21 protein-coding genes are annotated in these 24,293 nt (G+C 69.3%); 9 read left to right on the forward strand and 12 right to left on the reverse strand.

Annotation, left to right across the window (positions count from 1 at the left end):
* Window positions 1–95: 95 nt before the first annotated feature.
* Both AB0B45_RS29775 and AB0B45_RS29780 read left to right on the forward strand, forming a co-directional pair.
* Window positions 96–338 carry an HGxxPAAW family protein gene (locus AB0B45_RS29775; protein ID WP_358137114.1) on the forward strand — a complete coding sequence of 81 codons (243 nt, stop codon included), beginning with the start codon at window positions 96–98 and terminating at the stop codon, window positions 336–338.
* Between the two features lie 133 nt (window positions 339–471).
* Window positions 472–1,677, forward strand: a complete 1,206-nt coding sequence (locus tag AB0B45_RS29780) for a crosslink repair DNA glycosylase YcaQ family protein (protein WP_358137115.1) — start codon at window positions 472–474, stop codon at window positions 1,675–1,677.
* 37 nt (window positions 1,678–1,714) lie between these two features.
* Here the strand turns inward: AB0B45_RS29780 and AB0B45_RS29785 are convergent, their stop codons facing one another.
* The 6 genes from AB0B45_RS29785 to mtrA form a co-directional block, all read right to left on the reverse strand.
* Window positions 1,715–2,383, reverse strand: coding sequence for a response regulator transcription factor (locus AB0B45_RS29785; RefSeq protein WP_358137118.1), 669 nt, complete (start codon window positions 2,381–2,383; stop codon window positions 1,715–1,717).
* A 186-nt stretch (window positions 2,384–2,569) separates the two neighbouring features.
* Window positions 2,570–3,229, reverse strand: a complete 660-nt coding sequence (gene raiA, locus AB0B45_RS29790) for a ribosome-associated translation inhibitor RaiA (RefSeq protein ID WP_358137121.1) — start codon at window positions 3,227–3,229, stop codon at window positions 2,570–2,572.
* Between the two features lie 578 nt (window positions 3,230–3,807).
* Window positions 3,808–4,485 (reverse strand): phosphoribosyltransferase family protein, encoded by a 678-nt coding sequence (locus tag AB0B45_RS29795; protein ID WP_358137124.1) that lies wholly within the window; start codon window positions 4,483–4,485, stop codon window positions 3,808–3,810.
* 71 nt (window positions 4,486–4,556) lie between these two features.
* On the reverse strand, window positions 4,557–6,290 hold the full coding sequence (locus tag AB0B45_RS29800) for an LpqB family beta-propeller domain-containing protein (RefSeq protein WP_358137300.1): 1,734 nt from the start codon (window positions 6,288–6,290) through the stop codon (window positions 4,557–4,559).
* 19 nt (window positions 6,291–6,309) lie between these two features.
* A complete protein-coding gene (gene mtrB / locus AB0B45_RS29805) occupies window positions 6,310–8,037 on the reverse strand; it encodes an MtrAB system histidine kinase MtrB (RefSeq protein ID WP_358137127.1) in 1,728 nt (575 codons plus the stop codon).
* 14 nt (window positions 8,038–8,051) lie between these two features.
* Window positions 8,052–8,729, reverse strand: a complete 678-nt coding sequence (gene mtrA / locus AB0B45_RS29810; RefSeq protein WP_043620615.1) for an MtrAB system response regulator MtrA — start codon at window positions 8,727–8,729, stop codon at window positions 8,052–8,054.
* Window positions 8,730–8,944: 215 nt separating this feature from the next.
* Here mtrA and AB0B45_RS29815 point away from each other — a divergent pair, with 215 nt between their 5' ends.
* The 5 genes from AB0B45_RS29815 to AB0B45_RS29835 are packed head-to-tail and all read left to right on the forward strand — an operon-like array spanning window position 8,945 to window position 14,102.
* A complete protein-coding gene (locus tag AB0B45_RS29815; protein ID WP_358137130.1) occupies window positions 8,945–10,111 on the forward strand; it encodes a glycerophosphoryl diester phosphodiesterase membrane domain-containing protein in 1,167 nt (388 codons plus the stop codon).
* Window positions 10,108–10,713: a DUF4129 domain-containing protein gene (locus AB0B45_RS29820; protein WP_358137133.1), complete on the forward strand. Its 606-nt coding sequence runs from the start codon at window positions 10,108–10,110 to the stop codon at window positions 10,711–10,713. The genes AB0B45_RS29815 and AB0B45_RS29820 overlap by 4 nt, the downstream gene beginning before the upstream one ends.
* Window positions 10,710–11,834 carry a DUF4350 domain-containing protein gene (locus AB0B45_RS29825; RefSeq protein WP_358137136.1) on the forward strand — a complete coding sequence of 375 codons (1,125 nt, stop codon included), beginning with the start codon at window positions 10,710–10,712 and terminating at the stop codon, window positions 11,832–11,834. Before AB0B45_RS29820 ends, AB0B45_RS29825 begins: the two co-directional genes overlap by 4 nt.
* Window positions 11,824–12,804, forward strand: a complete 981-nt coding sequence (locus tag AB0B45_RS29830) for a MoxR family ATPase (protein ID WP_358137138.1) — start codon at window positions 11,824–11,826, stop codon at window positions 12,802–12,804. Before AB0B45_RS29825 ends, AB0B45_RS29830 begins: the two co-directional genes overlap by 11 nt.
* On the forward strand, window positions 12,804–14,102 hold the full coding sequence (locus AB0B45_RS29835; protein ID WP_358137141.1) for a DUF58 domain-containing protein: 1,299 nt from the start codon (window positions 12,804–12,806) through the stop codon (window positions 14,100–14,102). The genes AB0B45_RS29830 and AB0B45_RS29835 overlap by 1 nt, the downstream gene beginning before the upstream one ends.
* On the opposite strand, the gene AB0B45_RS29840 is transcribed toward AB0B45_RS29835, so the two are convergent.
* Complete coding sequence (locus tag AB0B45_RS29840) at window positions 14,099–15,091, reverse strand: stage II sporulation protein M (RefSeq protein WP_358137144.1); 993 nt, start codon at window positions 15,089–15,091, stop codon at window positions 14,099–14,101. The two genes, AB0B45_RS29835 and AB0B45_RS29840, sit on opposite strands and share 4 nt — an antisense overlap.
* 28 nt (window positions 15,092–15,119) lie before the next feature.
* On the opposite strand from AB0B45_RS29840, the gene AB0B45_RS29845 reads away from it, so the two are divergent.
* Window positions 15,120–16,181: an RDD family protein gene (locus tag AB0B45_RS29845; protein ID WP_358137147.1), complete on the forward strand. Its 1,062-nt coding sequence runs from the start codon at window positions 15,120–15,122 to the stop codon at window positions 16,179–16,181.
* A 310-nt stretch (window positions 16,182–16,491) separates the two neighbouring features.
* Here AB0B45_RS29845 and AB0B45_RS29850 read toward each other — a convergent pair whose 3' ends face one another.
* From AB0B45_RS29850 to AB0B45_RS29860, 3 genes are all read right to left on the reverse strand, one after another.
* Window positions 16,492–17,817: a hypothetical protein gene (locus AB0B45_RS29850; protein ID WP_358137303.1), complete on the reverse strand. Its 1,326-nt coding sequence runs from the start codon at window positions 17,815–17,817 to the stop codon at window positions 16,492–16,494.
* Between the two features lie 126 nt (window positions 17,818–17,943).
* A complete protein-coding gene (locus AB0B45_RS29855; RefSeq protein WP_358137149.1) occupies window positions 17,944–18,408 on the reverse strand; it encodes a hypothetical protein in 465 nt (154 codons plus the stop codon).
* A 323-nt stretch (window positions 18,409–18,731) separates the two neighbouring features.
* A complete protein-coding gene (locus AB0B45_RS29860; RefSeq protein WP_358137151.1) occupies window positions 18,732–20,135 on the reverse strand; it encodes a hypothetical protein in 1,404 nt (467 codons plus the stop codon).
* 159 nt (window positions 20,136–20,294) lie between these two features.
* On the opposite strand from AB0B45_RS29860, the gene AB0B45_RS29865 reads away from it, so the two are divergent.
* Window positions 20,295–20,930, forward strand: coding sequence for a DUF305 domain-containing protein (locus AB0B45_RS29865; protein WP_358137153.1), 636 nt, complete (start codon window positions 20,295–20,297; stop codon window positions 20,928–20,930).
* A 496-nt stretch (window positions 20,931–21,426) separates the two neighbouring features.
* Here the strand turns inward: AB0B45_RS29865 and AB0B45_RS29870 are convergent, their stop codons facing one another.
* Window positions 21,427–22,788, reverse strand: coding sequence for a hypothetical protein (locus AB0B45_RS29870; RefSeq protein ID WP_358137156.1), 1,362 nt, complete (start codon window positions 22,786–22,788; stop codon window positions 21,427–21,429).
* A gap of 93 nt (window positions 22,789–22,881) precedes the next feature.
* A complete protein-coding gene (locus AB0B45_RS29875) occupies window positions 22,882–24,171 on the reverse strand; it encodes an adenosylhomocysteinase (protein WP_358137160.1) in 1,290 nt (429 codons plus the stop codon).
* Between the last annotated feature and the right edge of the window lie 122 nt (window positions 24,172–24,293).

The following is a 24,293-nucleotide window of genomic DNA, read 5'->3' on the forward strand; positions in this document are numbered from 1 at the left end:
GGGAGAATGGTCTTTCGGCAGAGCGTATGCCGATCTGGTTTGATCTCGCACCATTGACATGGCTCGGCGGGAAATATCTTCAGGAGGGATAGGCCATGGCAGATGGTCACAACCTTGGCAACCACGGCGGGCGCGCGTCGTCGTGGCTGGCGGTCAGCATCATGCTGGCCGGGTTCACCGTGGGTGGCGTCGGTCTGACGATGGCCAGCTGGACGACCGTATGGGTCGGTGTCGGAATCTTCGTCCTGGGCGCGATCCTCGCCCTGGTCTTCGACATCTTCTCCGACGTCGTCATCGACGCGCCCCGCATCGGCATGCGTGCCGAGGATCATCGCTGACCGACTCCGCGCATGGCGGGCGTCCGGGCGAGTCGTCGCCCCTTCGCCCGCCATCGTCTTTTCCCGGCCGTTTTTCTGTCGGTGGGCGCCGTTACGATCGCGGCATGCCATGCCGTACCACCGAATCCACGACATGACCGAGCTGAGCGCCGACGAGGCGCGCCGCCTGATCCTGCGCGCCCAGGGCTTCATGGGCGCCGACGGCAGGCGCGGCGGCGTGCAGGGGATGCTGCGCAGGCTGGGCGCCGTCCAGCTCGACACCATCTCCGTCCTGGCCCGCTCCCACGAGCTGGTCGCCTACGGCAGGCTGGGCGCCGTCGGCAGAGCCGCCGTCGAGAGTGCCTACTGGCACAACCCCGCCCGCAGCTTCGAGTACTGGTGTCACGCCGCCTGCATCCTCCCGATCGAGCACTGGCCCCTGTACGGCTTCCGCCGCCGCGCCTACCGGGAGCGGAACCAGCGCTGGCACGAGGTCCCCGCCGACTATGAGAAGGTGCTCGACCAGGTGCGCGACAGCGGCCCCGTCACCACCTCCGACATCGGCGGCGCCAAGAAGAGCGCCGAGTGGTGGGACTGGTCCGACTCGAAGATCGCGCTCGAGTGGCTGCTCGACATCGGCGAGCTCGTCTGCACCAGGCGCGTCGGCTGGCGCAGGGTCTACGACCTGGCCGAGCGCGCCGTCCCCGCCGACCTGCTCGGCCAGGAGCTCACCGACGAGGAGTGCGTCGTACGGCTGGCGCGCGTCGCGGGCTCGGCCCTCGGCGTGGCGACACGTGGCGACCTGGTCGACTTCCTCAGGGTCAAGGGCCCCTATGCCGCCCTGCTCGACCAGGCGCTGGCCAGTGGCGCGGCCGGACTGGTGCCCGTGAAGGTGGCGGGCTGGCCGTCGGCCAAGCAGGCGGCGAACGCGTGGGCCGCCCCCGAGGCGCTCGAGTCCGAGCCGCGCGGCCGGCACCGCACCACGCTGGTCTCGCCGTTCGACTCGCTCATCTGGCACCGAGGGCGCACGTCGCGGGTGTTCGGGTTCGACTACACGCTGGAGATCTACGTCCCCAAGGTCAAGCGGGTCCACGGCTACTTCACGATGCCGGTGCTTTCGGGCGGCAAGCTGATCGCGCGGGTCGATCCGTCGCGCGAGGGGCAGACGTTCGTGGCCAGGCACGTGTCGTTCGAGTCGTCCAGGGTGCGGCCCGCCGACGTGGCGGGCGTGCGGGAGGCGCTCTGGTCGGCGGCCGATTGGGTGGGGTGCACCGACGTGCGGGTGGAACGGGTCACCTCGGAGGCCCACACCGTGCCGCTCCTCGACGCCCTCCCTCTGGACCTGTCCGACCACCGCTGAGCCCTGGCCCTCCCTCTCAGCGAGGGAGGGCCAGGCCTCAGGTGATCTCCAGCATGCGTTCGCGAACGGCGTAGACCACCGCTTCCATCCTGGAGTGCAGCTGTAGCTTGTCCAGGATGTTGCGCACGTGGTTCTTCACCGTGTTCTCCGAGATGAACAGCTGCTTGGCGATCTCACGGTTGTTCATCCCCTTGGCCACCAGCCGCAGCACCTCCATCTCCCGGTCGGTCAGCCGGGGAACCGGCAGCTGCGGCGGCCGTTCGGCCTCCTTGCGGCTCATGTTGGCGAACTCGGTGATGAGCTTGGCCGCCATGGCGGGGTTGATGAGGGACTGCCCCTCGTGCACCCCGCGCACCGCGTCGGGCACCTCGTCTATTTGGACGTCCTTGAGCAGGTAGCCGGTCGCGCCCGCCTTGATGGCCTCGAAGAGGTCCTCCTCCTCGTCGCTGACCGTCAGCATGATGATCCGCGTGCTGGGGACGGATGCCTTGATGCTGCCCGTCGCCTCGATGCCGCCTTGGCGGGGCATGCGGACGTCCATCAGCACCACGTCGGGCAGGAGACGATCGGCGAGTTCGACCGCCTCCTGACCGTCGCTGGCCTCGCCGACCACCTCGATGTCGTCCTCGGCGGCCAAGGCCAGCACGAGGCTGCGCCTGATCAGCTCGTGATCGTCAACGATCATCACGCGGATCGGGTCGCTCATGCGGCCTCCTCAGCGGACCGCATCTGCCTGATGGCTCGCTCGCTCACGTGGCCGGGGCGCTCCGCCTCGACTCGCTCGCCGCGCTCGCTCACGTCTCCTCCTCGTGGGGGGCCAGAGCCGTTGAACCGCCATGATGCCAGGCTTTTGCGGTCCTGGGGTGGTCGAGAGGATCTTCGTTGGCGTGAATCAGGACTCGACTAGCCGCAACACGCCGTAGTGGTAGCCGCGCCGACTGTAGACCACGCTCGGCTGACCGCTCTCCTTGTCACGGAACAGGTAGAAGTCGTGGCCGACCAGTTCCATCTCGAGGAGGGCCTGGTCGATGGTCATGGGCTCGGCTTCGTGGAACTTCTCCCTGACCACGCAGGGCCCGTCGCCGTCCATCTCGATGGGGACGATGTCGTCGTAGACCTTGTCGTCGGGCAGGAAGTCTTCCTCGGGCTCCGATTGCGCGGGCACGACGGCGGCCTCGGGCATCGTGTCGTAGACGTCGGCGAGTGCGGCTGTCAGCTCAGCCACGGAAGGGGTCGCGTGGTTGCCGTGATGCACCTTGCGCCGGTCTGCGATGCGCCGCAGGCGGCCTTCGAGTTTGTCGAGGGCTATGTCGAGGGCGGCGAATCGGTCGTCGGCTGAGGCCTCGGCGCGGATGGCCGGTCCTCGGGAGTGGATGGTCAGCTCGACACGCTCGCGTTGATCGGCGAGGCGGGGGTTGCGTTCCTTCGACACCTCCACATCGACTCGGATGAGCTTGTTGTCCAGACGTTCGATCCTGGCCAGCTTGGTCGTCACGTGGTCTCGGAACCGATCACTCACTCCTGTGTGCCGGCCCTTGACGATGATGTCCATGCAACAGCCCCCCTTCGTCTAACGACTGAGACAGAGCGCCCGACGATGTGCCCGTCGGGCCTGGTCTTGCTTCACCGTTACCCTCTTTCGACACATCAGTACCAGCGGCTCCAGTGGCACCCGCTCGGCCGACCTGGTCTTCGACCCCACATTCGCCTGCTGAGGGGTTCGCAGCTCTGTGCCACTACTGCCCTTCTCCTCTTGACGGGGGACATCTGGACCCCCGGGAAGGCAGGACTTACCTCTAAGCCGCACCGTGATCAGTCGACAAAGAGTCGCCTTACGTGGACCGTTTCGCCTGCGGCTGGCATCGGCTAGCGGAGCCGGGACTCCCGGCTCTGCGCAACCACGGACCCGAACGGGTGCCATGTCAGAACGCTATCTGCATCCCGACCGAATGTCAGCCTGGGGATCGCCCAAAAGATCACTTTCCGTGATTTTCTCCGAGCCCTCAAGGGATGGGAGATGCCCGCTTTGGCGACTGAATACACCTTTGGACCTGCCTCTCTAGAGCGATGAGCAGGGAACGAGGAAGAGACATGTGGCGAACCGGCGAGCCTGCCGGCTTGGCATTCTCTTTACCCTCCGTGATCGAAAGCCGTTCGAACACGTCGGCGTGTCGCCGCGAAGGTCACAGCCGCGACCACTTTCGCTCCCGCCTCATCCACCGCTCTGGCCGCCTCCGCAAGGGTCGCGCCGGTGGTGACGACATCGTCCACGAGGACCACGGGCGGGCCTGAGCGGCCGCTCAGGCCCGCTTTACCTACCTGGACGACTCTCAGGGAGGAGGCGAGGTTGGCGGCCCTCCGAGCGGCGCTGAGGCCCGCTTGGTCGGCGACCCTCCTGCTCTGGCGGAGGTCTGCGCGGAGAGTTACCTGGCGGCCCAGCTTCACCAGATGTCGTACGGCCAGCGCGGCCATGCGGCCCACCGGGTCGTGACCTCTGGCCCGTACGGCACGCCTCGCGCTGGGCACGGGGACGACGGCGAGCCCGCCCACAGGGACGGCCGTGGCGATGGTTAAGGCGAGGGCGTGGGCCAAGGGCGTGGCCAGAGCCGTACGGCCGCGCTCCTTGTAGTGGAGGACCGCCTGGCGGGCCGCGCCCTCGTAGAGGGTCGCCGACCAGCAGATCGGCAGGCCTTCGGGGGCGGGGTGGGGCATGCGGACGGCGGGGGTGACGACCAGGCACGCGTCGCACAGGAGGCCGCCCCGGGTGGCGCAGCCGACGCAGCGGGTGGGCAGGAGGAGGTCGAGCACGGGGACCAGCGTGCCGGGCGCCACCGACAGAACCCCGGCCCTCGGGAGGCTGTGGGGAAGGCGGGCCGGGGTCAGTCGAGGGGGAAGGTGGGGGACGAGGTGCCGGATTGGACCTTGGTGTCGGCCCACTTGTCCTGCGCCAGCTCGAGCACCTTGCCGCCGCTGCCCTCGTCGGTTCCCGCGACCAGGCGGTCGTTCAGGGCCGAGATCGAGGTGATCCGCTTGTCGCCGAAAAGCTGTCTGACCTGCCCGTTGCTGATGTCGATCTCGTTGGGCGTGCTTCCCGAACTGTTGCTCACCAGCGCGATCAGGTGCTCGGAGTCCTTCCAGGCCAGGTCTTTGATCTCCTCGTCCTTCCCTTCCGTCAGCAACGTCTGGAAGTGGTCGAGCCTGTCCCCCGCGATCACTCCCACCATGACGGACACCGCTCCCCCCTCCGCCACGATCGCCGCCACGCGGGTGCCGTCGCGCGCCACCTTGAACGCCATGACCCTCTTGCCTTTGAGCTCGGGCGCGTCGACGCGCGTCACCGGCTGTTCGAGGTTCGACATGTCGTAGCGCAGCACGTAGGAGGTGTGGTCGTCGATCCTGTCGACCGTCCACAGCGTGCCGTTCCAGTTCCAGGCCGGCGGGGTCAGGTCGGCGCCCTTGATCGCCTCCTGCCACTGGCTCTCGGACGACAGCCTGTTGGTCCAGATGCTGCGCCCGTCGCTCTTGAGCGCGGCCACGTACTCGGTGGGGTCGCCCTTGGCGGGCCCGGGGATGCCGCTGATCGCCGGCTCCTTGTACGTGTCGCCCAGCTGGCCGACGGGGCCGGGGAACGCGACTCCCTCGCCGGTCGGGCCGAGCCACATCAGCTGGCCGTTCTGGACGAAGTAGACCTTGCTCAGCGGCGAGCGCGGCCACGCGTCGCTGTCCCTGGGGGCGATGGTCAGCGGCGCCGTGCCCTCGTAGAAGGCCTCGCCGTTCAGCCGCACCTCGATGGTCCTGCCCTTGGTCACCTCGCGCAGGCTCCACTGCAGCTGCCTCGTCAGCGTCACGACGGGCAGGGGGTCCTGCTTGAACCGCCCTTCCAGGTAGACGACGACCGTCTCCTCGTCCGTCTCGATCCTGTCGAGGCTGATGCCCTCGAACGCGGTGGACACGGCGCCGCGCAGCGATTCGCTCGGCCCTTCGAGCAGCCTGTCGACGATCGTCTCCGCCAGCGACCTGGTGGGGTTGATCGGCAGCCACACATGGTCGACGACGGGGAGAGCGGCCGGGTTGTCCTGGGAGCCCGAGCCGCCCAGGAAGTAGATGTCGGCGGGCTCGTAGGCCCTGCGCACGTCCGCCGCGGTGAGCAGCATCAGCCCGTTGCGCAGACTGGAGACCCGATAGCCCTGCGGGGTCTTGGCCACCATGAACTGGAGGGTCAGCTTCTGTCTCTTGGGCTCGTACCAGCCGTCGCCGTGGATGAGCGCGATCTGCACGGCCTCCAGCTGGACGATGTCGTCGCCCACCGGCCGGTAGGTGGGGTTGTCCTCGACCACGATCACCGAGTCGCCCGGCTTCCATGCGCGCTTGGCCTCGGGCGTGAGGTAGGCGCGCAGGATCTTCTGCTCGACGTCGTCGAAGCTGGCCATCGCTGCCTGCATGCCCCGCACGGTCCTGACGGCGTCCCAGTCGGGCTGGGGTTCCGTGGCGACCATGCGCTGGAACGGCTTGCTCAGCGAGTCGGCGGCGTCGCCCTGCCTGACCTGCTCGGGCGGCCCGCCCACCGAGATGACCGAGCAGGCGGAGCTGCCGCACACGACGCTCGCCGCCATCACGGAAAGAAGGATCCTCCTACTCCGCATGGAAAACCCCCTCCCCCGCCACCGGTGAGAGAACCGGTGTGATGTGCCCGCGCCATGTCCGCCTCATTTCCACCTCCGGCGGCACGAGCGAGAGCGGCGACCCCTTCAGCTCGGCCCCCGCCGTGCGGGGCAGCGTGAGCCTGAACTGCGACCCCTCTCCCTGAGAACCCCATGCCTGCAGCCATCCCCCGTGCAGGATGGCGTCCTCGCGCGAGATGGCGAGCCCGAGCCCGGTGCCGCCGATGGTGCGCGCCCGCGAGGGGTCCGCCCGCCAGAAGCGGTCGAAGACCATCTGCTCCTCGCCGGGTTTCAGACCCACCCCGTGGTCCCGTACGGCCACCGCCGCCGAATCGCGGTCGGCGCCCACCGAGACCACGATCTCGCGCCCCTCGCCGTGCTCGATCGCGTTGAACAGCAGGTTGCGCAGGATCCGCTCGACCCTGCGGCTGTCGATCTCGGCCATGCAAGGCTCGCTGGGCAGACGCAGCTCGAAGCGGGTGCCGTGCCGTTCGGCCAGCGCCTCGGAATCGGCCACGGCGCGCAGCACCACGTCGCGCACGTCGGTGGAGTCGAGGTCGAGCGTGGCCGCGCCCGCGTCGTAGCGGCTGATCTCCAGCAGGTCGGCGAGCATCGACTCGAACCGCTCCAGCTGCGCCTGCATGAGCTCGGCCGAGCGCGCGGCCATCGGCTCGAAGTCCTCGCGCGCGTCGTAGAGCAGGTCGGCGGCCATGCGCACGGTCGTCAGCGGGGTGCGCAGCTCGTGCGAGACGTCGGAGACGAACTGCCGCTGCACCTGCGACAGCTCCTCCAGCTGGTGGATCTTGAGCGCCAGGTTGGCGGCCATCTCGTTGAAGGAGGCGGCCAGGCGGGCCAGGTCGTCCTCCCCGCGCACTTTCAGCCGCTCGTCGAGCCGCCCCGAGGCGAGGCGTTCGGCGGCCTGGCGGGCCAGCCGCACAGGGGTCACGACCTGGCGCGTGACCAGGGACGCGATGGCGCCGAGCAGCAGGACCAGGCCGATGCCCACGACCACGACCACCTGCCTGACGATGGAGAGCAGCGACTCCTCGTCGGTGAGCGGGAAGAAGTGGTAGATCTCGTAGCCGTCGTCGATGAAGGCGCCCACGACCAGCGTGAGCTGGGTCTCGCCGCTGGCGGAGAACGTCAGCCGGGAGACGACCTGCAGGGGGTCGTTGAGCACCTGCTTGTCGCGCTTGGCCTCCAGCCGCTTACGCAGGTCGAGGGGGACGTCGGCGGGCAGGACACTGCCGGTGGCGCGCGACTGCCCCGGCTTGGTCCTGTTGAGCACGAGCAGCTGGTAGCGCTTGCGCCAGCCGTACTCGTCGGTGCCGATGATGCTGTTGACAGCGACGTCGAGCGGGTCCTCGGCGACGGCGGGGCCGCCTTCCCCCTGCTTGGCCGGCTCGGTGGGCTCGGCGTTGAGCGCGGCCGTGATGGCCACCCTGTCGGCGGTTGCCTCGTTGGCCGCCGACAGCTTGCGGCCGTTGACGACGGAGGTGTTGATCTCCTGGATCAGGAAGACACCGAGCACCGCCACCACGGTCACCGAGATCACCAGCGTGCTGGTGATGACCTGGAGCTGGAGCGAACGCCGCCACGTGCGCCGGACCATGCCCGCCGCACGCCGTGCCCGCCGCCGGACGCCGCCCAGAATCTGGCGAAGCGTCCTGCGACGGATCCTGCTCTTCGACGGAGACATGAGAGGAGGGGTGGTCAGGCAGGACCGGCTTTGTAGCCCACGCCGCGGACCGTCACCACGATCTCGGGGTGCTCAGGGTCCTTCTCGATCTTGGCGCGCAGGCGCTGGACGTGCACGTTGACCAGGCGGGTGTCGGCCGCGTGCCGGTAGCCCCATACCTGCTCGAGCAGCACCTCTCGGGTGAAGACCTGGCGCGGCTTGCGGGCCAGCGCGACGAGCAGGTCGAACTCCAGCGGGGTGAGGTTGATGGTCTCCTCGCCGCGCTTGACGGAGTGGCCCGCCACGTCGATGGTGATGTCGCCGATCTGCAGGATCTCGGGCGTCGGCTCGTCGGTACGGCGCAGCCGCGCGCGCACCCTGGCCACGAGCTCCTTCGGCTTGAACGGCTTGACGATGTAGTCGTCGGCGCCCGACTCGAGGCCGAGGACGACGTCGATGGTGTCGCTCTTGGCGGTGAGCATGACGATCGGGACCCCCGACTCGGCCCTGATCCTGCGCGCCACGTCGATGCCGTCCGCCCCCGGCAGCATCAAGTCGAGCAGAACCAGATCCGGGCGCGTATCCCGGAACGCGTCGAGGGCCTTGTCGCCGTCGGATACGAAGGACGGTTCGAAGCCTTCTCCCCGCAGTACGATGCCGAGCATCTCGGCGAGAGCGGCGTCGTCGTCGACGACCAGCACGCGACCTTTCATGGCCCCTCATTCGTTCTACGCATTGTGGGACATACCCGCATGGTTGCTGAAGGTTACCCTTGCCTGGCTGATGGCATAACCATCAGACCATCGAAAGACGAATTTTAGACGCCCTGGTAACCCCCGTAATCTCAGTCTGCAAGACAAGGGCACGTTTCGGCCATCCCCGAACACCGACTACACCAATGAGTCGCCCATCATGCCAGGATTGGTGTATGTCAGACGGTCACGAGACCCCGCCCGGCTGGTCGGCTGAGCAGCCCCCGCCTTACCAGGCCCCCGGATCCCCCTACAGTGGCCCGGCCCCGTCCGCCTGGCAGCAACCGGCTCCCCCGCCACCACCGCCCTACGGTCACCAAGGTTACGGCTACGCGCCGCCGCCCGCGCTACGTCCGGGGATCATTCCCCTGCGCCCGCTCGGCCTCGGCGACATCTACGACGGCACGATCAAGCTGATCAGGTCGAATCCCAAGTCCGTGCTCGGCCTGTCGGCGATCGTGGCAGCCATCGCGTCCGTCCCCGTCTCGATCGGTCAGGCGCTGGCGTTCAGCTCGCTCGGCGCCGTGATGTCCGACCCGCAGGCCAACGCCGACGCGCTGGACGGCGGCGGCTTCCTCTCGCAGACGCTTCCCACGATCATCTCCTCGGTGGTCAGCCTCGTCGCCGTCACGATCCTGACGGGCGTGCTCATCAGGATCCTCGGCCGAGCGGTCTTCGGCGGGAAGATCACCGCGGGCGAGGCGTGGCGGCTGGTCGCGCCGAGGGTGCCCGCGCTGTTCGGGGTGATCCTGCTGATCATGGCCATCATGCTGGCGCCCGCCATCCCGATCGCCCTGATCATCTACGCGGCCGCCGCGGCCGGGTCGGCGGGAGCGGCGGTCGGGCTGGGCGCCCTCTTCCTGATCCTCTACATCGGCTACGCGCTGTTCATCAACACCCGGTTCTCCTTCGCCGCGCCTGTCGTGGTGCTGGAGGGCCTCGGCCCCGTGCAGGCGCTGCGCCGCTCATGGCGGCTGGTGAGCGGTGACTTCTGGCGGGTGCTCGGCATCCTCCTGCTCACGATGCTCCTCGCCTACCTGGTCAGCATGGTCCTCAGCTTCCCGTTCGGGTTGATCGCGGGTGTCGCGAGCGTGCTGGGCGGCGGCTCCACAGGCGCGACCATCCTGGTCGCCGTCGTGTTCGCCATCGGCACCACGCTCGGCGCGATGATCACCTATCCGCTGCAGGCCGGCGTGACGGGCCTGCTCTACACCGACAGGCGGATGCGCAGCGAGGCCTTCGACCTGGTCCTGCAGACCGCCGCGCTCGAACAGCAGCGTCAGGGCTGGGTCCACGCCTCGGCCGACGAGCTCTGGCACCCGTCGAACGCCCGCAGGCCGTGACCCCTCCTGGACGGGAGGAGGCCCAGCGCAGAGCCGCCGAGGAGCTGGCCAGGGCCGGGTACGCGCACGAGCCGTTGCCGGACAGGCTCTGGCGCTGGTTCCAGCAATGGCTCGGCGACCTCACCGACGTGGCGCCCGGCGGCGGCTCCGTCGGGGCCGTCCTCGCGGCGCTGCTGCTCATCCTGGTGGTCGTGGTGGCCGTCTGGGTGATGGTGTGGCTGTCGCGCAGGTCGGCGCGCGCTCACACCGCCGATCCAGGCGATCTGTTCGGCGGGAGGGCGATGACCGCCGCCGAGCACCGGCTGGCCGCCGAACGGCTCGCGGCCGAGGGACGCTGGGCCGAGGCCGTTCAGGAACGGCTGCGCGCGATCGCCCGCGACCTGCAGGACAGGGCGCTGGTCGACAACCTGCCGGGCCGTACGGCGGACGAGCTGGCGGCCGAGGCGGGCAGGTCGCTGCCCGCCTTCGCCGACGAGCTCGCCGCGGCCGCGCGCGCCTTCGACGACGTCGCCTACGGCGGCGTGCCCGGCACCTCCGACACCTATTCGATGATGCGCGAGCTGGACGAACGGCTCCGCCTGGCAAGGCCGGTGGCGCTGTGAGCGTCTCGACCTCCCCCACCGCGGCGGGGCTGTGGCGGCGGGCCAGGGCGGGCGTGCTCGTCGGGCTGCTGGTCGTGGTGACGGCCATGGTCGGAGTGCTGATCGCGGGCGGCGACGGGCCCGGACGCTACCTCGACCCCGACGACACCTCACTGCGCGGCTCGAAGGCGCTGGCGCAGCTGCTTCGGGCGCAGGGCGTGCGGGTGGACAGGGTGGACTCGGTGGCCGCCGCCGAGTCGCTGGCGCGGGAGGGCGACAGACTGCTGCTGGTCGGGGCGCCGTGGAGCGGCGGCTACGACGAGGCCGAGCGGCTCGCCGCGATCACGGGCGACATGGTGGTGGTGGGCGAGCAGCCGTACTTCGACGTGCTGGCGCCCGACATCGTCGCCGAGCGCGGGCTCCGGCTGCGCTCGCGCGAGCCGGGCTGCGACCTGCCGGCCGCCAGGACGGCGGGCAGCGCCTACCTGGGCGTCCTGAGGTTCGAGGCGGGCGGCACCTCCTGCTATGACGGCTCCCTCATGGTCTCGGGCGCGGTCACCGCGGTCGGCAGCGGCGAGTTCATGACCAACCAGCGCCTGGCCGAGGACGGCAACGCCGCGCTGGCACTCCACCTGCTCGGGACGCGCAAGGCGGTGACCTGGCTGGTGCCCGCGCCCGTCCCGCCCGGCGGGGAGCCCGTGGCGGGTCCCGGCGGCAAGAGCATCGGGGAGCTGCTGCCTCCAAGCATCCCGTGGGCGGTGCTGATGGCGGCCGTCGCGGTCCTGGTGGCCGCGTTCTGGCAGGGCAGACGCCTGGGTCCCGTGGTGGCCGAACGGCTGCCCGTGGTGGTCAGAGCGGCGGAGACCGTGGAGGGCAGGGGCCGCCTCTACAACGCCCGCAGGGCCAGGCTCCAGGCGGCGGAGGCGCTGCGCGGCGGCGCGCTCGACCGGCTCGTCCCCAGGCTCGGGCTCGGCTCGGGCGCGGGGCCGAACGAGGTGGTCGCGGCGCTCGCCGTACGGACGGGGCAGGACCCCGGGTGGCTCGGAGCGGCCCTGTACGGCCCGCCGCCCGCCGGTGACGCGGAGCTCGTGGCCCTGGCTGGATACTTGGACGAGATCGAGAGGCTGGTTCGTGAACACTGAGGAGACCACCCGCGTGGCGGGGCGCGGCGACGACGCGCGCGAGGCGCTCGGCGCGCTGCGCGCCGAGGTGGCCAAGGCCGTGGTCGGCCAGGACGCGGTGGTGACGGGGCTGGTCATCGCGCTGCTGTGCAGGGGGCACGTGCTGCTGGAGGGCGTGCCGGGCGTCGCCAAGACGCTGATGGTGCGCACACTCGCGGCGGCGTTGTCGCTCGACTTCAAGCGCGTGCAGTTCACCCCCGACCTGATGCCGGGCGACGTGACGGGGTCGCTGATCTACGACGCGAAGACGGCCGAGTTCGAGTTCCGCGAGGGCCCGGTCTTCACCAATTTGCTGCTCGCCGACGAGATCAACCGCACGCCGCCGAAGACGCAGGCCTCGCTGCTGGAGGCGATGGAGGAGCGGCAGGTCAGCGTCGAGGGCGACGCACGGCACCTGCCCGACCCCTTCGTGGTGTGCGCGACGCAGAACCCCGTCGAGTACGAGGGCACATACCAGCTGCCCGAGGCGCAGCTCGACAGGTTCCTGCTGAAGCTGACCGTGCCGCTGCCGCCGCGCGACCAGGAGATCGCGGTGCTCGAACGGCACGCGCGCGGCTTCGACCCCCGCGACCTGAGCCAGGTCAAGCCGGTCGCCTCCGCCGACGACCTGGCGGCAGGGCGCGAGGCCGTGGCCGCCGTGCACGTGGCGCCCGAGGTGCTCGGCTACATCGTCGACCTGGCCAGGGCCACCAGGCAGTCGCCTTCGCTGCAGCTCGGCGTCTCGCCGCGTGGCGCGACCGCGCTCCTGGCGACCTCGCGGGCGTGGGCGTGGCTGTCCGGCCGTACGTATGTGACGCCTGACGACGTGAAGGCGCTGGCCAGGCCCGCGCTGCGGCACAGGATCCAGCTGCGGCCCGAGGCGGAGCTGGAGGGCGCGACCTCCGACGGCCTGCTCGACGGCATCCTGGCCGCCGTGCCGGTTCCCCGCTGATGGCGCTGACGGGACGCGCGGGGCTGGTCGCGGCGCTCTGCGTCGTGGTGGTCCTGCTCGCGCCGGGCCCCGGCTACGCGGTGGCGGCCTGCTGCCTGCTGCTGGCCGCGGCCGTCGTGGTGGACCTGCTGTTCGCGGGGTCCGTGCGGCCGCTCAGGTTCACCCGCTCGGGCGACACGACGGTACGGCTCGGCCAGACGGCCACGGTGTCGCTCGTCGTGGAGAACCCGGGGCCGCGCCGCGTGCGCGGCGTGCTGCGCGACGCGTGGCAGCCCTCGGCCGGACTCGCCGCCCGATCGGTCCCTCTCGACGTGCCCGCCGGCGAGAAGCGGCGGATCGACCTCGAGCTGACGCCCACCCGCCGCGGGGACCGCTCGTCCGTCGCGGTGACCGTCCGCGCGCTCGGCCCGCTGGGGCTGGCCGCGCGGCAGGGGAACCACAGCGTGCCGTGGACGCTCAGGGTGCTGCCCCCGTTCTTGTCGCGCAAGCACCTGCCGTCGCGGCTCGCGCGGTTGAGAGAGCTGGAGGGCAGCCATCCCGCGCTCGTCAGAGGGCAGGGCACGGAGTTCGACTCGCTGCGTGAGTACGTGGTCGGCGACGACGTGCGCTCCATCGACTGGCGGGCCACCGCCAGGCGCAACGACGTCGTGGTGCGCACCTGGCGCCCCGAACGCGACAGGCGCGTGCTGATCGTGCTCGACACGGGACGCACCTCGGCGGGCCGGCTCGGCTCGGGATGGCCGCGGCTCGACTGGTCGATGGACGCGGCGCTGCTGCTGTCCGCCCTGGCCGCCAAGGCCGGCGACCAGGTCGACTTCCTCGCCTACGACAGGGCCGTCCGCGCGTGGGTGGCCGGCGCCTCGCGCACGGAGCTGCTGTCGGCGCTGGTGAACGTCATGGCGCCGATCGAGGCCTCGCTGGTGGAGTCCGACGCGCCGGGCATGGTCGCCTCGATCCTGGCCAGGGCCAGGCGGCGCGCGCTGGTGGTCGTGCTCACCGACCTCAACTCCGCCGCGCTCGACGAGGGCCTGATGCCGATGCTGCCGCAACTGTCGGCCAAGCACCTGGTGCTGGTCGCGGGCGTCTCCGACCCGCGCGTCGCCGAGATGGCCTCCGGCAGGGGTACGGCGGAGCTGGTCTACGACGCGGCGGCGGCCTCGCGCGCCATCGGCGAGCGCAAGCGCATCACCGCCCGGCTCAGGGGCCACGGCGTCGAGGTCGTGGACGCGCTGCCCGAGGACTTCGCCCCCGCCCTGGCCGACGCCTACCTGGCGCTGAAGGCGGCGGGGCGGCTCTAGTTCGTCGGGACCACGTCCGGCGCCCGCTCCAGGTCACCGGTCTCCCCTTGCCGCTCCGCCTTACGCCCGAAATAGCCGATATAGACGAGGAAAGCGACCAGGGCCAGCACGCCGATGCCCACGCGCGCCCACGTCGGCAGGCCCGAAGGCGTGACCAGCGCCTCGATCAGCCCCGAAACGAACAACACCACCACCAGCCCGACCGCCACGCTGATCACCGCCCTGCCCTGCTCTGCCAGCACGTCGATCCTGCGGCGCGGGCCAGGCGCGACGATCATCCAGCCGAGCCGCATGCCGACCGCCGAGGCCAGGAACACCGCGGTCAGCTCCAGCAGGCCGTGCGGCAGGATCAGGCCGAAGAAGACGTCGAGCTTGTCGCGCGAAGCCATCAGACCGCCGGAGATCGCCACGTTCGCGGCGTTCTGGAACAGGATCCACGGGATCGGCAGGCCGAGGAAGATGGCGAGCATGATGACCTGCATGGACACCCACGCATTGTTGATCCACACCCGGCTGGCGAACGAAGCCGCGGGGTTCTCCGAGTAGTAGTCGGCGAAGTCGTGCTCGACGAGCTGCTTGATCTCCTCGGGCGTTCCGACCGCGGCCTGCACGGCGGGGTCGCCCGCCACCCACGCGCCCATGACCCACGAGACGGCGAGGAACGCCAGCGTCGTGATCAGCCACCACCACCTGGCCCGGTAGGCGACCACGGGGAACGACACGGTGAAGAACCTGACGAACTCCCGCCACACGGGCACGTGCGCGCCCGTCACCGCCGAACGCGCCCTGGCCACCAGGGCCGACAGCCTTCCGACGAGCACCGCGTCCTGCGTGCCCGAGCGCACGATCGACAGGTGGGTCGACACCCGCTGGTAGAGCTCGACCAGCTCGTCCACCTCCGCGCCCGTCAACGACTTGCGCCGCCGTACCAGGTGCTCCAGGCGGTCCCACGCGGGGCGGTGCGCGGCGACGAAGGCGTCAATGTCCACCGGGACATTCTGGCACTAGGCTCCCCTTATGTCCGAGGTGGTAACCGGCGACGCGGTCGTCGTGGAGGTCAGGGTGGCGCAGCCGCCCATCAGGGCCGTGGCACTCGTGATCGACATGATCGTGCAGATCGTGTTGATGATCGGGGCCGTGATGCTGATCTTCACCGCGTCCATCGTGTCCGACCCCGCCCTCGCCGCCGCGGTGTCGATCCTCATCAGCGTGCTGGTGCTGGTCGGATACCCGGTCATCTTCGAGACGGCGACGCGGGGACGCAGCCTCGGCAAACTCGTGTTCGGGCTGCGGGTGGTCAGCGACGACGGCGGTCCGGAGCGGTTCCGGCAGGCGCTGTTCAGGGGGCTGGCGGGGGTACTGGAGTTCTGGATGTTCTTCGGGGCGCCCGCGCTCATCGCCTCCCTGGTCTCGCAGCGGGGCAAACGCCTCGGCGACGCGTTCGCGGGGACGATCGTGATCTCCGAGCGAGGGCCGAGCGGGACGTCGCAGCCGGTCATGATGCCGCCCGCGCTGGAAGGGTGGGCGCGGACGCTGGAACTCTCGCAGCTGCCCGGGGAGGTGGCGGGGGCGGCCCGGCAGTACCTCACGCGGTGGCACGACCTGTCGCCCGCTGTGCAGCACGAGATGGGGGTGCGGATCGCCACCCAGGTGGCCTCCTATGTCACGCCTCCGCCGCCGCCAGGGACGCCTCCGCACGCCTACCTGAGCGCGGTGCTGGCGGAACGGCGGCGGCGGGACCAGGCGCGGCTGGGTTATCCACAGGGCGCTCCCGCGGCTGGTGGTCATCCACAGGCGGGGCCACAACCGCGGCCTGTGCCGTACGGCGGGCCGTACTCTCATCCGCATGCCCCGGCCGCCCCACCCCCACCTCCCGCCCCTGCCGCCTGGCCCGCCCCCGGCCCCACTCCAGGACCGGCGTCTGGCCCCACACCCGGGTACACGCCCGGTTACGCGCCCGGCCCCACGCCCGGATACACGCCCGGGCCCGCGCAGCCTGCCCCCACCCCGCCTGCTCCCCCGTCACCCGACCCCACGTCGCCTGGCGTCACCCCCGGCGGCTTCGCCCCACCCCAGTAGCCAGCTCACCCACTCCCGGCACCCGGCATTACGGGCCCCCTGGACCGGCCAGCCTGCTCCCAGCACCCCAGCACCCAGCACCAGAGAGCGCGGTGGATTCCCGGGTTCCGTTGGTGTGCTCGACTAGCGAGTTCCGTTGATGGGTTTGGTCGGCGGGATCCGGTTGGCGGGTTCGGTTGGCGTGGTCCGGTGGCGGGCCGATTGGAGAGGTCCCGGTGGCGGGTTCGGTTGGCGTGGTCCCGGTAGGGGCCGGTTGGAGGGGTCCGGTCGACGTCGGCGCGCCGTCCCGTGAGACGACGCGCCGCAAGGGTCAGAACGGCAGCTGGGTCTGCGTGTTCAGCGCCTTCAGCCGCACCTTGGCCGCCGCATCGGTCCGCTTGTCAGAGATCCGCAGCACATCGAACCCCAGCTGAATGTCACTGCTGTAGACGAACCCGTTGTAGTAGTACGCCGACCACGACCCGCCCGCACGGCGCGGCTTCAACGCGCCGCGGTCGAAGTACCCGATCTCCTTCGGCGCGGCCGAGTCGGTGAAGTCCCAGATCGAGACGCCGCCCTGGTACCACGCCTGCACCATGATGTCCTTGCCCTTGACCGGGATCAACGAGCCGTTGTGCGCGACGCAGTTCTCCGACGCCTCCTGGTGACGGGGGATCTTGAAGTACGCCTGATGAGTCAGCTGCCCGTCCACGATGTCGAAGATCGCGTTCGCTCCACGCTGCCCACCGACCCGCGCGTTGCAGGTGGCCGACATGCCACCGCCGAGCTCGTCGGTGAAGACCACCTTGGTCCCCGTGTTGTTGAAGGTCGCCGAGTGCCAGAAAGCGAAGTTCTCGTCGGTTACGGTCGCCGTCACCTTGGGGTGTTCGCGGTTGGAGATGTCCATGAGCACGCCGTCCCCCATGCAGGCGCCGGCGGCCAGGTCCTTGGAGGGGAAGACGGTGATGTCATGGCATCCGCTGGTGGACAGCAGCAGGCCGTTCTGCTGCTCGTTGCCGCCGTCGGGGAAGAGGACGGGCGTGGAGACGACCTTCGCGTCCGTCGGCTTGTCCAGCGGCACCTTGACGATCGAGATCTTGTCGTGCGGCGGCTTGCACTCGGCGTAGATGTCGGCCGGCATGTACGACGAGACGTACAGGTAGACCGACTTACCCGACTTGCCGGGCACCAGCGTGTGCGTGTGCGAACCGCAGGCCGTCTCGACCGCCTTGATGTACTTCGGCCTGGCCTTGTCGCTGATGTCGAAGATCCTGATGCCTTCCCACGACGCCTTGCTCGTGGGCACGCCGTAGTCGCTCTTGCAGGAGTCGCTGTCGCGCGGGTCGTCCACCGACAGGAAGAGGAGGTCGCCCTGCACCGAGACGTCGTTCTGCGCGCCGGCGCAGCTCACGCGGCTGACGACCTTCGGCTTCACCGGGTCCTTGATGTCATAGATCGTGAACCCGTTGTAGTTGCCCTGAAAGGCGTAGTTCCCCTGGAAGGCCAGATCGGAGTTGAACGCGTCAGCGCCCGCGAAAGAACCTGTCTTGGGCAGGTTCGCCACGTGCTTGACGTTGGGGCTCTTGGTGATCGTGCCAGCCGACTCCGCCTGCGCCGGCGCCGTGGCCGCCACCAGAGTCAGGGCCGCACCGGCCATCATGAGCAAGCGGCCGAATCTGGACGCCACCGGGACCTCCCGTCGAGACATAACGATCAGACCCGACCCACTATGTCATCACAAATCACCCGGATCGCGACTCGATGCCGAGCCGATACACCTCGTCTAGGCGACTCTTCTGTAGGTCAGATCGAAGTCGTGCTCCCAGGCGGAGCCGTCGCGCGACAGCTCCCAGTAGGCGGTGATGGTGGCACCGTCGTCGCTGAGAACACCGGTGAAGCGCTGGTTGAAGCCCGGCGCCTCCCGCCAGATGCGCCAGGTGCCGCCGTCGAAGGTCATCCGGTAGACGCGGAAGACGCCGCGCCCGTCGGCGTAGAGCATGGACAGCTCTTCGGACGCGTCATCGAGACCCATGATCGAGGTGACGGGGAACGGCGAATTGGCGACCCACTCCGGCGGAGTGCCCTCCGTCACCTCCGCGTCCGAACGCTGAACGAGGAAAGCCCGATCCTCCATCCATTCGAACACCGTCCGCCCACCGGCGGCGTTCTGGTCGCCGATGGAGGCCCACACCTCCCACTCGCCTACCAAGGCGTCCAGGCGCTGAAGGGCGGGGTGAGGTTTCCGCATCGCTTGCTCCCTTCGTCCCCACCATTTGAGCAGCTATCGCCCGCCCGGTCCCGCCCTTCAACCCCAACCCCACCCCTCCCCGGCGACCGCCCACCAAGCCCGCGACGCGCCACCCCACCGCAGAACTCTGCACCTCGCACCCCAAACCGCTCCCCCATCCCCGGGCCACCGCCCACCATGCCTGGGACCGCCGTCCTTACGGCAGAACCTGGCACCTCGAACCCCGTTGCCCCCTCATACGGCTGGCGACACGACAAAGCCGCCAGGGACCGGCCCTGGCGGCTTTGGGGAAAGCGGGTTGTCGTTGAAGGAAAGGATGTGACCTAGTCGCCGTGACCGTGCTCGCGGTACGACATCTGCGTCTGGGCGTTCAGCGCGTCCATCTTGACGTGCCTGGCCTGGTTCGTGCGCGGGTCGTTGATCCGCAGCACGTCGAGCCCCAGGTTGAAGTCCGATCCGTAGATGTAGCCGTTGTAGTAGTACGCCGACCAGAACCCGCCGGACAGCGCGGGGGCGGTGTTGTCAGGCCCGCGCTCGAAGTACGCGATCTCCTGGGGCCGCGTCGAGTCGGTGAAGTCGACGATGGAGATGCCGCCCTGGTACCACGCCTGCACCATGATGTCGCGGCCCTTGACCGGGATCAGCGAGCCGTTGTGCGCGACGCAGTTCTCGGTGTCCGCCTGGTGGCGGGCGATCTTGAAGTAGCCGCGGAACTGCATTTGGCCGCCGACGATGTCGTAGTAGGCGTTGGCACCGCGGTTCGGGCCGATGGCCTCGTTGCAGGTGGCGCGGCTGCCGCCGCCGAGCTCGTCGGTGAAGATGACCTTGGTTCCGGCGTTGTTGAACGTCGCCGAATGCCAGAAGGCGAAGTTCACATCGTCGCGGACCGTCTGGGTGACGCGCGGGTGCTCGCGGTCGGAGATGTCCATCAGCACGCCCTCGCCCATGCAGGCGCCGGCGGCGACGTCCTTCTCCGGGTAGGCGGTGATGTCGTGGCAGCCGGTGGTGGCGGACTTGCCGTCGGGGTACGGCAGCGGCAGGCCGGGGTTGCCGCCGTCGGGGAACAGCACCGGGGTGTTGACGATCGCGGCGGCCGTCGGGTTGTCGAGCGGCACCTTGATGATCGAGATCAGGTCGTGCGGCGTCTGGCAGTCGGGGAAATCGGCCCGCGGGCCGTACGACGAGATGTAGATGTAGACGTTCTTGCGGGCGTCACGGCCCTTGCCCGGCACGAGGGTGTGGGTGTGGGAGCCGCAGTTCGTCTCGACGGACTTGATGTAGACCGGCTTGGTCTTGTCCTTGATGTCGAAGATGCGGATGCCCTCCCACGACTCCTTGACCGACGCGGGCTGGGCCGTGCTCTGGCAGGAGTCGTCGCTGCGGGAGGAGTCGACGGAGCCGAAGAGGAGGTTGCCGTACACGGAGACGTCCATCTGGCCGCCCGGACAGACGACGCTGCTGACCAGCGACGTCCGCTTCGGGCGCTTGATGTCGTAGATGGAGAAACCGGCGTAGTTGCCAACGTAGGCGTAGTCGCCTTGGAAGGCCATGTCAGTGTGGATGTCGGTCAGCGCGGCCGGCTTGGGCACGTTGGTGACGTGCTCCATGTTCGGGCTCATGACAATCTGGCCTGGTGCGGGGATGTCAGCGGCCTGGGCAGGCAGCGTGGTCAGCACCAAGGCGACCGCCGCTCCGATCAGGACGAGGGCTCTGCGGGGGGTGATCACTCAGCCGCCTCCGATAAGGGGAACATAAATGTAAAGAATCTTCACCCGTGTCCTGACAACCGGCTAGCGTCCAAAATGTCAAATGTTATTGCGGTTTGCCGTCTTTTTAATGATCACGGTTGTGGTCTACAGTTCGCTCTCTCGACAAGGGGAGGTCAGGTGCGCGCCGCGCTCATCGTCATCACAGGTACGGTGATCGCCCTGTCGGGCTGCAGCGGCGCCGGCCGTCCCGTCGCTGCCACGGACGGTTTCACGGCGCCGGTGATCGCGCCCGGCAAGCCGGGCGAGCCGGCCAGGACGCTGTCACCCGGCGAGGCGGCGACCGCCGTACCCTCCCCCACGGCCAACGCGGTGGACGTGACGTTCATGCAGGACATGATCATTCATCACCGTCAGGCGCTCGACATGGCGATCCTCGCTCCTGCCAGGGCCCAGTCGGAGAAGCTCAAGGGGCTCGCCTCACGGATCAAGGACGCGCAGGGGCCGGAGATCCAGTACATGACCACGTGGCTCCAGGATCAGGGCCAGAAGGTGCCCGACCACCACGCGGGACACGCGAACATGCCGGGCATGGCGACGCCCGAGCAGATGGAGGCGCTGAAGGCGGCGTCGGGGGCCGAGTTCGACAAGCTGTTCCTCGACCTGATGATCGCGCACCACATGGGGGCGATCACGATGTCGACGAAGGTGCTGGGCCAGGGCTCGCACCAGCGGATCACCGAACTGGCCACCGACATCGGCGTCGAGCAGACCGCGGAGATCCGCCGCATGCGCGAGATGCAGTCGACCCCCTGACCCCTCTCTGCCTGCCGTACGGCCCAGCCGGCCGGCTACCCGGAACCTGCGCGCGGGCCGCCGCGATCAGCGTGGAGCCCGTAATCCACCCCAGCCACGGAAAGCACCAACACCGGCTCAACAGCCCGCCCCTGGGTCGTCTCGGCTCCCGACCGCCCACGGCGACCCGATTCGGAGGGGTCAGCGAGAAGAGACCTACTCAGCCCCGATCTCTCCAGCGGACGGCACACGCAGGCAGGAGGGTGAAGTACGGAAGACGCCGCTGGTCCCAGGGCATACGACGCAGGCCGATCGCACGCGAGGCGAACGGCGAAGGCGGCCTGGGCTCATTACCCGGGCACCCGCGGCGGGCTTCCTCGGCGAGCATCGCGTGTGAAGGAGGGGCGGTGCGCGGGAGGCCCGTGCCCGGGGACAGCGCGGGGCCTCGCGAAAGCGGGACGGTCAGTCAGTGGAGGCCCGTGCTGGGAAGGGCGCGGGCCTCGCGGAAGCGGAACGGTCAGTGGCCGTGGCGTCTGTAGGTGGCTTGGGTCTGGACGTTGAGGCTGTCGAAGTGGACGCCGACGGCGGAGTTCACGCGCGGGTCCCTGACCTGGAAGACGTCAAAGCCTCGGGCGATCTCGCTGCCGAAGATGTAGCCGTTGTAGTAGTACGCCGACCAGAATCCGCCAAGCGTGAGCCTGGTGTCGTTGACCGGGCCGCGGTCGAAGAAGGCGATCTCCTCCGGGTGCGCCGAGTCGGTGAAGTCCCAGACCGAGAGCCCGCCCTGGTACCACGCCTGCACCATGATGTCGCGCCCCTTCACGGGGATCAGCGACCCGTTGTGGGCGACGCAGTTCTCGGTGTTCGCCTGGATCCTGGAGATCTTGTAATAGCTCCTGAAGACGAACTTCCTGTCGACGATGTCGAGGATGGCGTCGGCGCCCCTGGTCGGGCCCTCGGCAGCGGTGCAGCGGGCCTGCACGCCGCCGCCGAGCTCGTCGGTGAAGACGACCTTGGTGCCGGCGTTGTTGAAGGTCGCCGAGTGCCAGAACGCGAAGTTCGGGTCCCGGACGCTGTCGATGACCTGAGGATTCTCCCTGTCCGAGATGTCCATCAGCACGCCGTCGCCCATGCAGGCGCCCGCCGCGAGGTCCTTCTCGGCGTAGACGGTGATGTCGTGGCAGCCGGTGGTGTCGGCGAGGAGGTTGGGCTGCTGGGTGCGGTCGTTGCCACCGTCAGGGAAGATCACCGGCATGTTGACCACGGCGGCCTCGGTCGGGTCATCGACGGGGACCTTGACGATGGAGATGCGGTCGTGCGGCGGCTGGCAGTCGGGCAGGATGGGGGCGGGGAAGTAGGAGGAGACGTAGACGTAGAAGGCGTCACGCGACTTGCCCGGCACCAGCGTGTGCGTGTGCGAGCCGCAGTTGGTCTCGACGGACTTGATGTACTTCGGGTTGGCCCTGTCGCTGACGTCGAAGATCCGCAGGCCCTCCCACGAGCTCTTCTCGCTCGCCGGCTGCGGCGTGCTGGCGCAGGAGTCGTCCTTACGCGATTCGTCGACGGAGGTGACGAGAATGTCGCCGTAGATCGTGACGTCCATCTGGCCGCCTGGGCAGCTGACCGCGCTGACCAGGGTGGGGCGTTGGGGATCCTCGATGTCGTAGATCGAGAATCCGGTGTAACTACCCACATAGGCGTAGTCGCCCTGGAAGGCGACGTCGGTGTTGATCTGCACACCGGTGGGCAGGTCGAGGTGCGCTTCGTGCCGGATGTTGTCACTCTTGGTGACCTCATCGCCGGCCGAGGCGGGAACGGGGACCAGGGCGATCGCCACGACGATCCCCGCCACGAGGGCGGACAGACCACGCAATCTCACGGAGCCTCCAGAAACACAAGTGCCCTGGATTATCCACGTAGTCCAGAGATCAACAGACTGATTGCCCGGGAACCGTGACGCGAAAACGCGTCGTCAGGAGCCCGTCCGCCAGGAGTGGAGGTACTCCTCCTGGTCCAGTGTAAGCCGGTCGATCTCGATACCCGCCGCAGCCAGCTTCAGCCGCGCCACCTCGACGTCGATCTCCTCCGGCACGTCGTAGACGCCCGGCGCCAGCCGTACGCGCTCGGTCGTCAGCCAGGCGACGGCAAGGGCCTGGGCGGAGAAGGACATGTCCATGACAGCGGCGGGGTGGCCCTCGGCGGCGGTCAGGTTGACCAGGCGGCCCTCGGCCAGCAGCAGCAGGCGGCGGCCGTCGGCGAGGACGTACTCGTCGGTGTTGGGCCGGACCCCTGGGTTCAGCGCGACGGCGAGCCCTTGCAGCGCGCGCACGTCGATCTCGACGTCGAAATGCCCCGCGTTGGCGAGGATCGCGCCGTCCTTCATCATCGCCAGGTGTTCGGCCCTGATGACGTCGCGGTTGCCGGTGACGGTGATGAACAGGTCGCCGACCTGCACGGCGGCCTCCATCGGCCGGACCTCGTAGCCCTGGAGGGAGGCGTCGAGCGCCTTGACGGGGTCGATCTCGGTGACGATCACGCGGGCGCCGAGGCCCTTGGCCCGCTCGGCGACGCCTCGCCCGCAGTAGCCGAACCCGGCGACCACGACCGTGCGTCCGGCGAGCATGATGTTGGTGGCGCGCATGATGCCGTCGAGCGTGGACTGGCCGGTGCCGTACCTGTTGTCGAACATCCGCTTCGTCCGCGTGTCGTTGACCGCGACCACGGGGAACCTCAGCGCGCCCTCGGCGGCCATCTGCCGCAGCCTGATGATGCCGGTGGTGGTCTCCTCGCACCCCCCGCTCACGCCGTCGAGCAGGTCGGTGCGCTCGGTGTGGAGGATGTTGACCAGGTCGCAGCCGTCGTCGAGGACGATGTCGGGCGCCAGGTCGAGCGCCTGGTGGATGTGGCGGTAGTAGGTCGCCCTGTCGACGCCCGCGCGGGCGTGGACCGCGATGCCGTAGCCCTGGAGCGCCTCGGCGACGTCGTCCTGGGTGGAGAGCGGGTTGGAGGCGGCCAGCGCGATCTCGGCCCCACCGGCCTTGAGCGCGCCCATGAGGACGGCGGTCTCGGCGGTCACGTGCAGGCACGCGGCGATCCTGAGACCGTCGAACGGCCGCTCGCGCGCGAACCGCTCCCCGAGCGCGGTCAGCACGGGCATCCCCCTGCCCGCCCAAGCAATCCGCCGCTCTCCCACTGCAACTCCACTTTCTCGTACGGCAAGCCGCGTCAAGGCCACCGTGGTCACCGGTGACCGTCCGTCCATCACAGCACTCCAGCGGGACTCCGGCGCCCGCCGTAACGTCGTTCCGTCACACCGGATTCCCCGTTTCGCCACGACCGGCGGCTCTCCTCCGAGCGTGGCGCCGTGACGGCGGGGACCGGAGT

Origin of the sequence: Nonomuraea sp. NPDC049152, assembly GCF_040648355.1 — a bacterium.
Taxonomy (GTDB): Bacteria; Actinomycetota; Actinomycetes; order Streptosporangiales; family Streptosporangiaceae; genus Nonomuraea.

Excerpts from the sequence above, each read along its gene's own strand:
- AB0B45_RS29785 (WP_358137118.1), bottom strand. The coding sequence starts at position 2,383 with ATGAGCGACCCGATCCGCGTGATGATCGTTGACGATCACGAGCTGATC.
- AB0B45_RS29875 (WP_358137160.1), bottom strand. The coding sequence starts at position 24,171 with ATGGACGGACGGTCACCGGTGACCACGGTGGCCTTGACGCGGCTTGCC.
- AB0B45_RS29835 (WP_358137141.1), top strand. The coding sequence starts at position 12,804 with ATGGCGCTGACGGGACGCGCGGGGCTGGTCGCGGCGCTCTGCGTCGTG.
- AB0B45_RS29850 (WP_358137303.1), bottom strand. The coding sequence starts at position 17,817 with ATGGCCGGTGCGGCCCTGACTCTGGTGGCGGCCACGGCGCCGGCGCAG.
- mtrB (WP_358137127.1), bottom strand. The coding sequence starts at position 8,037 with ATGTCTCCGTCGAAGAGCAGGATCCGTCGCAGGACGCTTCGCCAGATT.
- AB0B45_RS29845 (WP_358137147.1), top strand. The coding sequence starts at position 15,120 with ATGTCCGAGGTGGTAACCGGCGACGCGGTCGTCGTGGAGGTCAGGGTG.
- AB0B45_RS29815 (WP_358137130.1), top strand. The coding sequence starts at position 8,945 with ATGTCAGACGGTCACGAGACCCCGCCCGGCTGGTCGGCTGAGCAGCCC.
- raiA (WP_358137121.1), bottom strand. The coding sequence starts at position 3,229 with ATGGACATCATCGTCAAGGGCCGGCACACAGGAGTGAGTGATCGGTTC.
- AB0B45_RS29800 (WP_358137300.1), bottom strand. The coding sequence starts at position 6,290 with ATGGCGGCGAGCGTCGTGTGCGGCAGCTCCGCCTGCTCGGTCATCTCG.
- AB0B45_RS29775 (WP_358137114.1), top strand. The coding sequence starts at position 96 with ATGGCAGATGGTCACAACCTTGGCAACCACGGCGGGCGCGCGTCGTCG.
- AB0B45_RS29780 (WP_358137115.1), top strand. The coding sequence starts at position 472 with ATGACCGAGCTGAGCGCCGACGAGGCGCGCCGCCTGATCCTGCGCGCC.
- AB0B45_RS29855 (WP_358137149.1), bottom strand. The coding sequence starts at position 18,408 with ATGCGGAAACCTCACCCCGCCCTTCAGCGCCTGGACGCCTTGGTAGGC.
- mtrA (WP_043620615.1), bottom strand. The coding sequence starts at position 8,729 with ATGAAAGGTCGCGTGCTGGTCGTCGACGACGACGCCGCTCTCGCCGAG.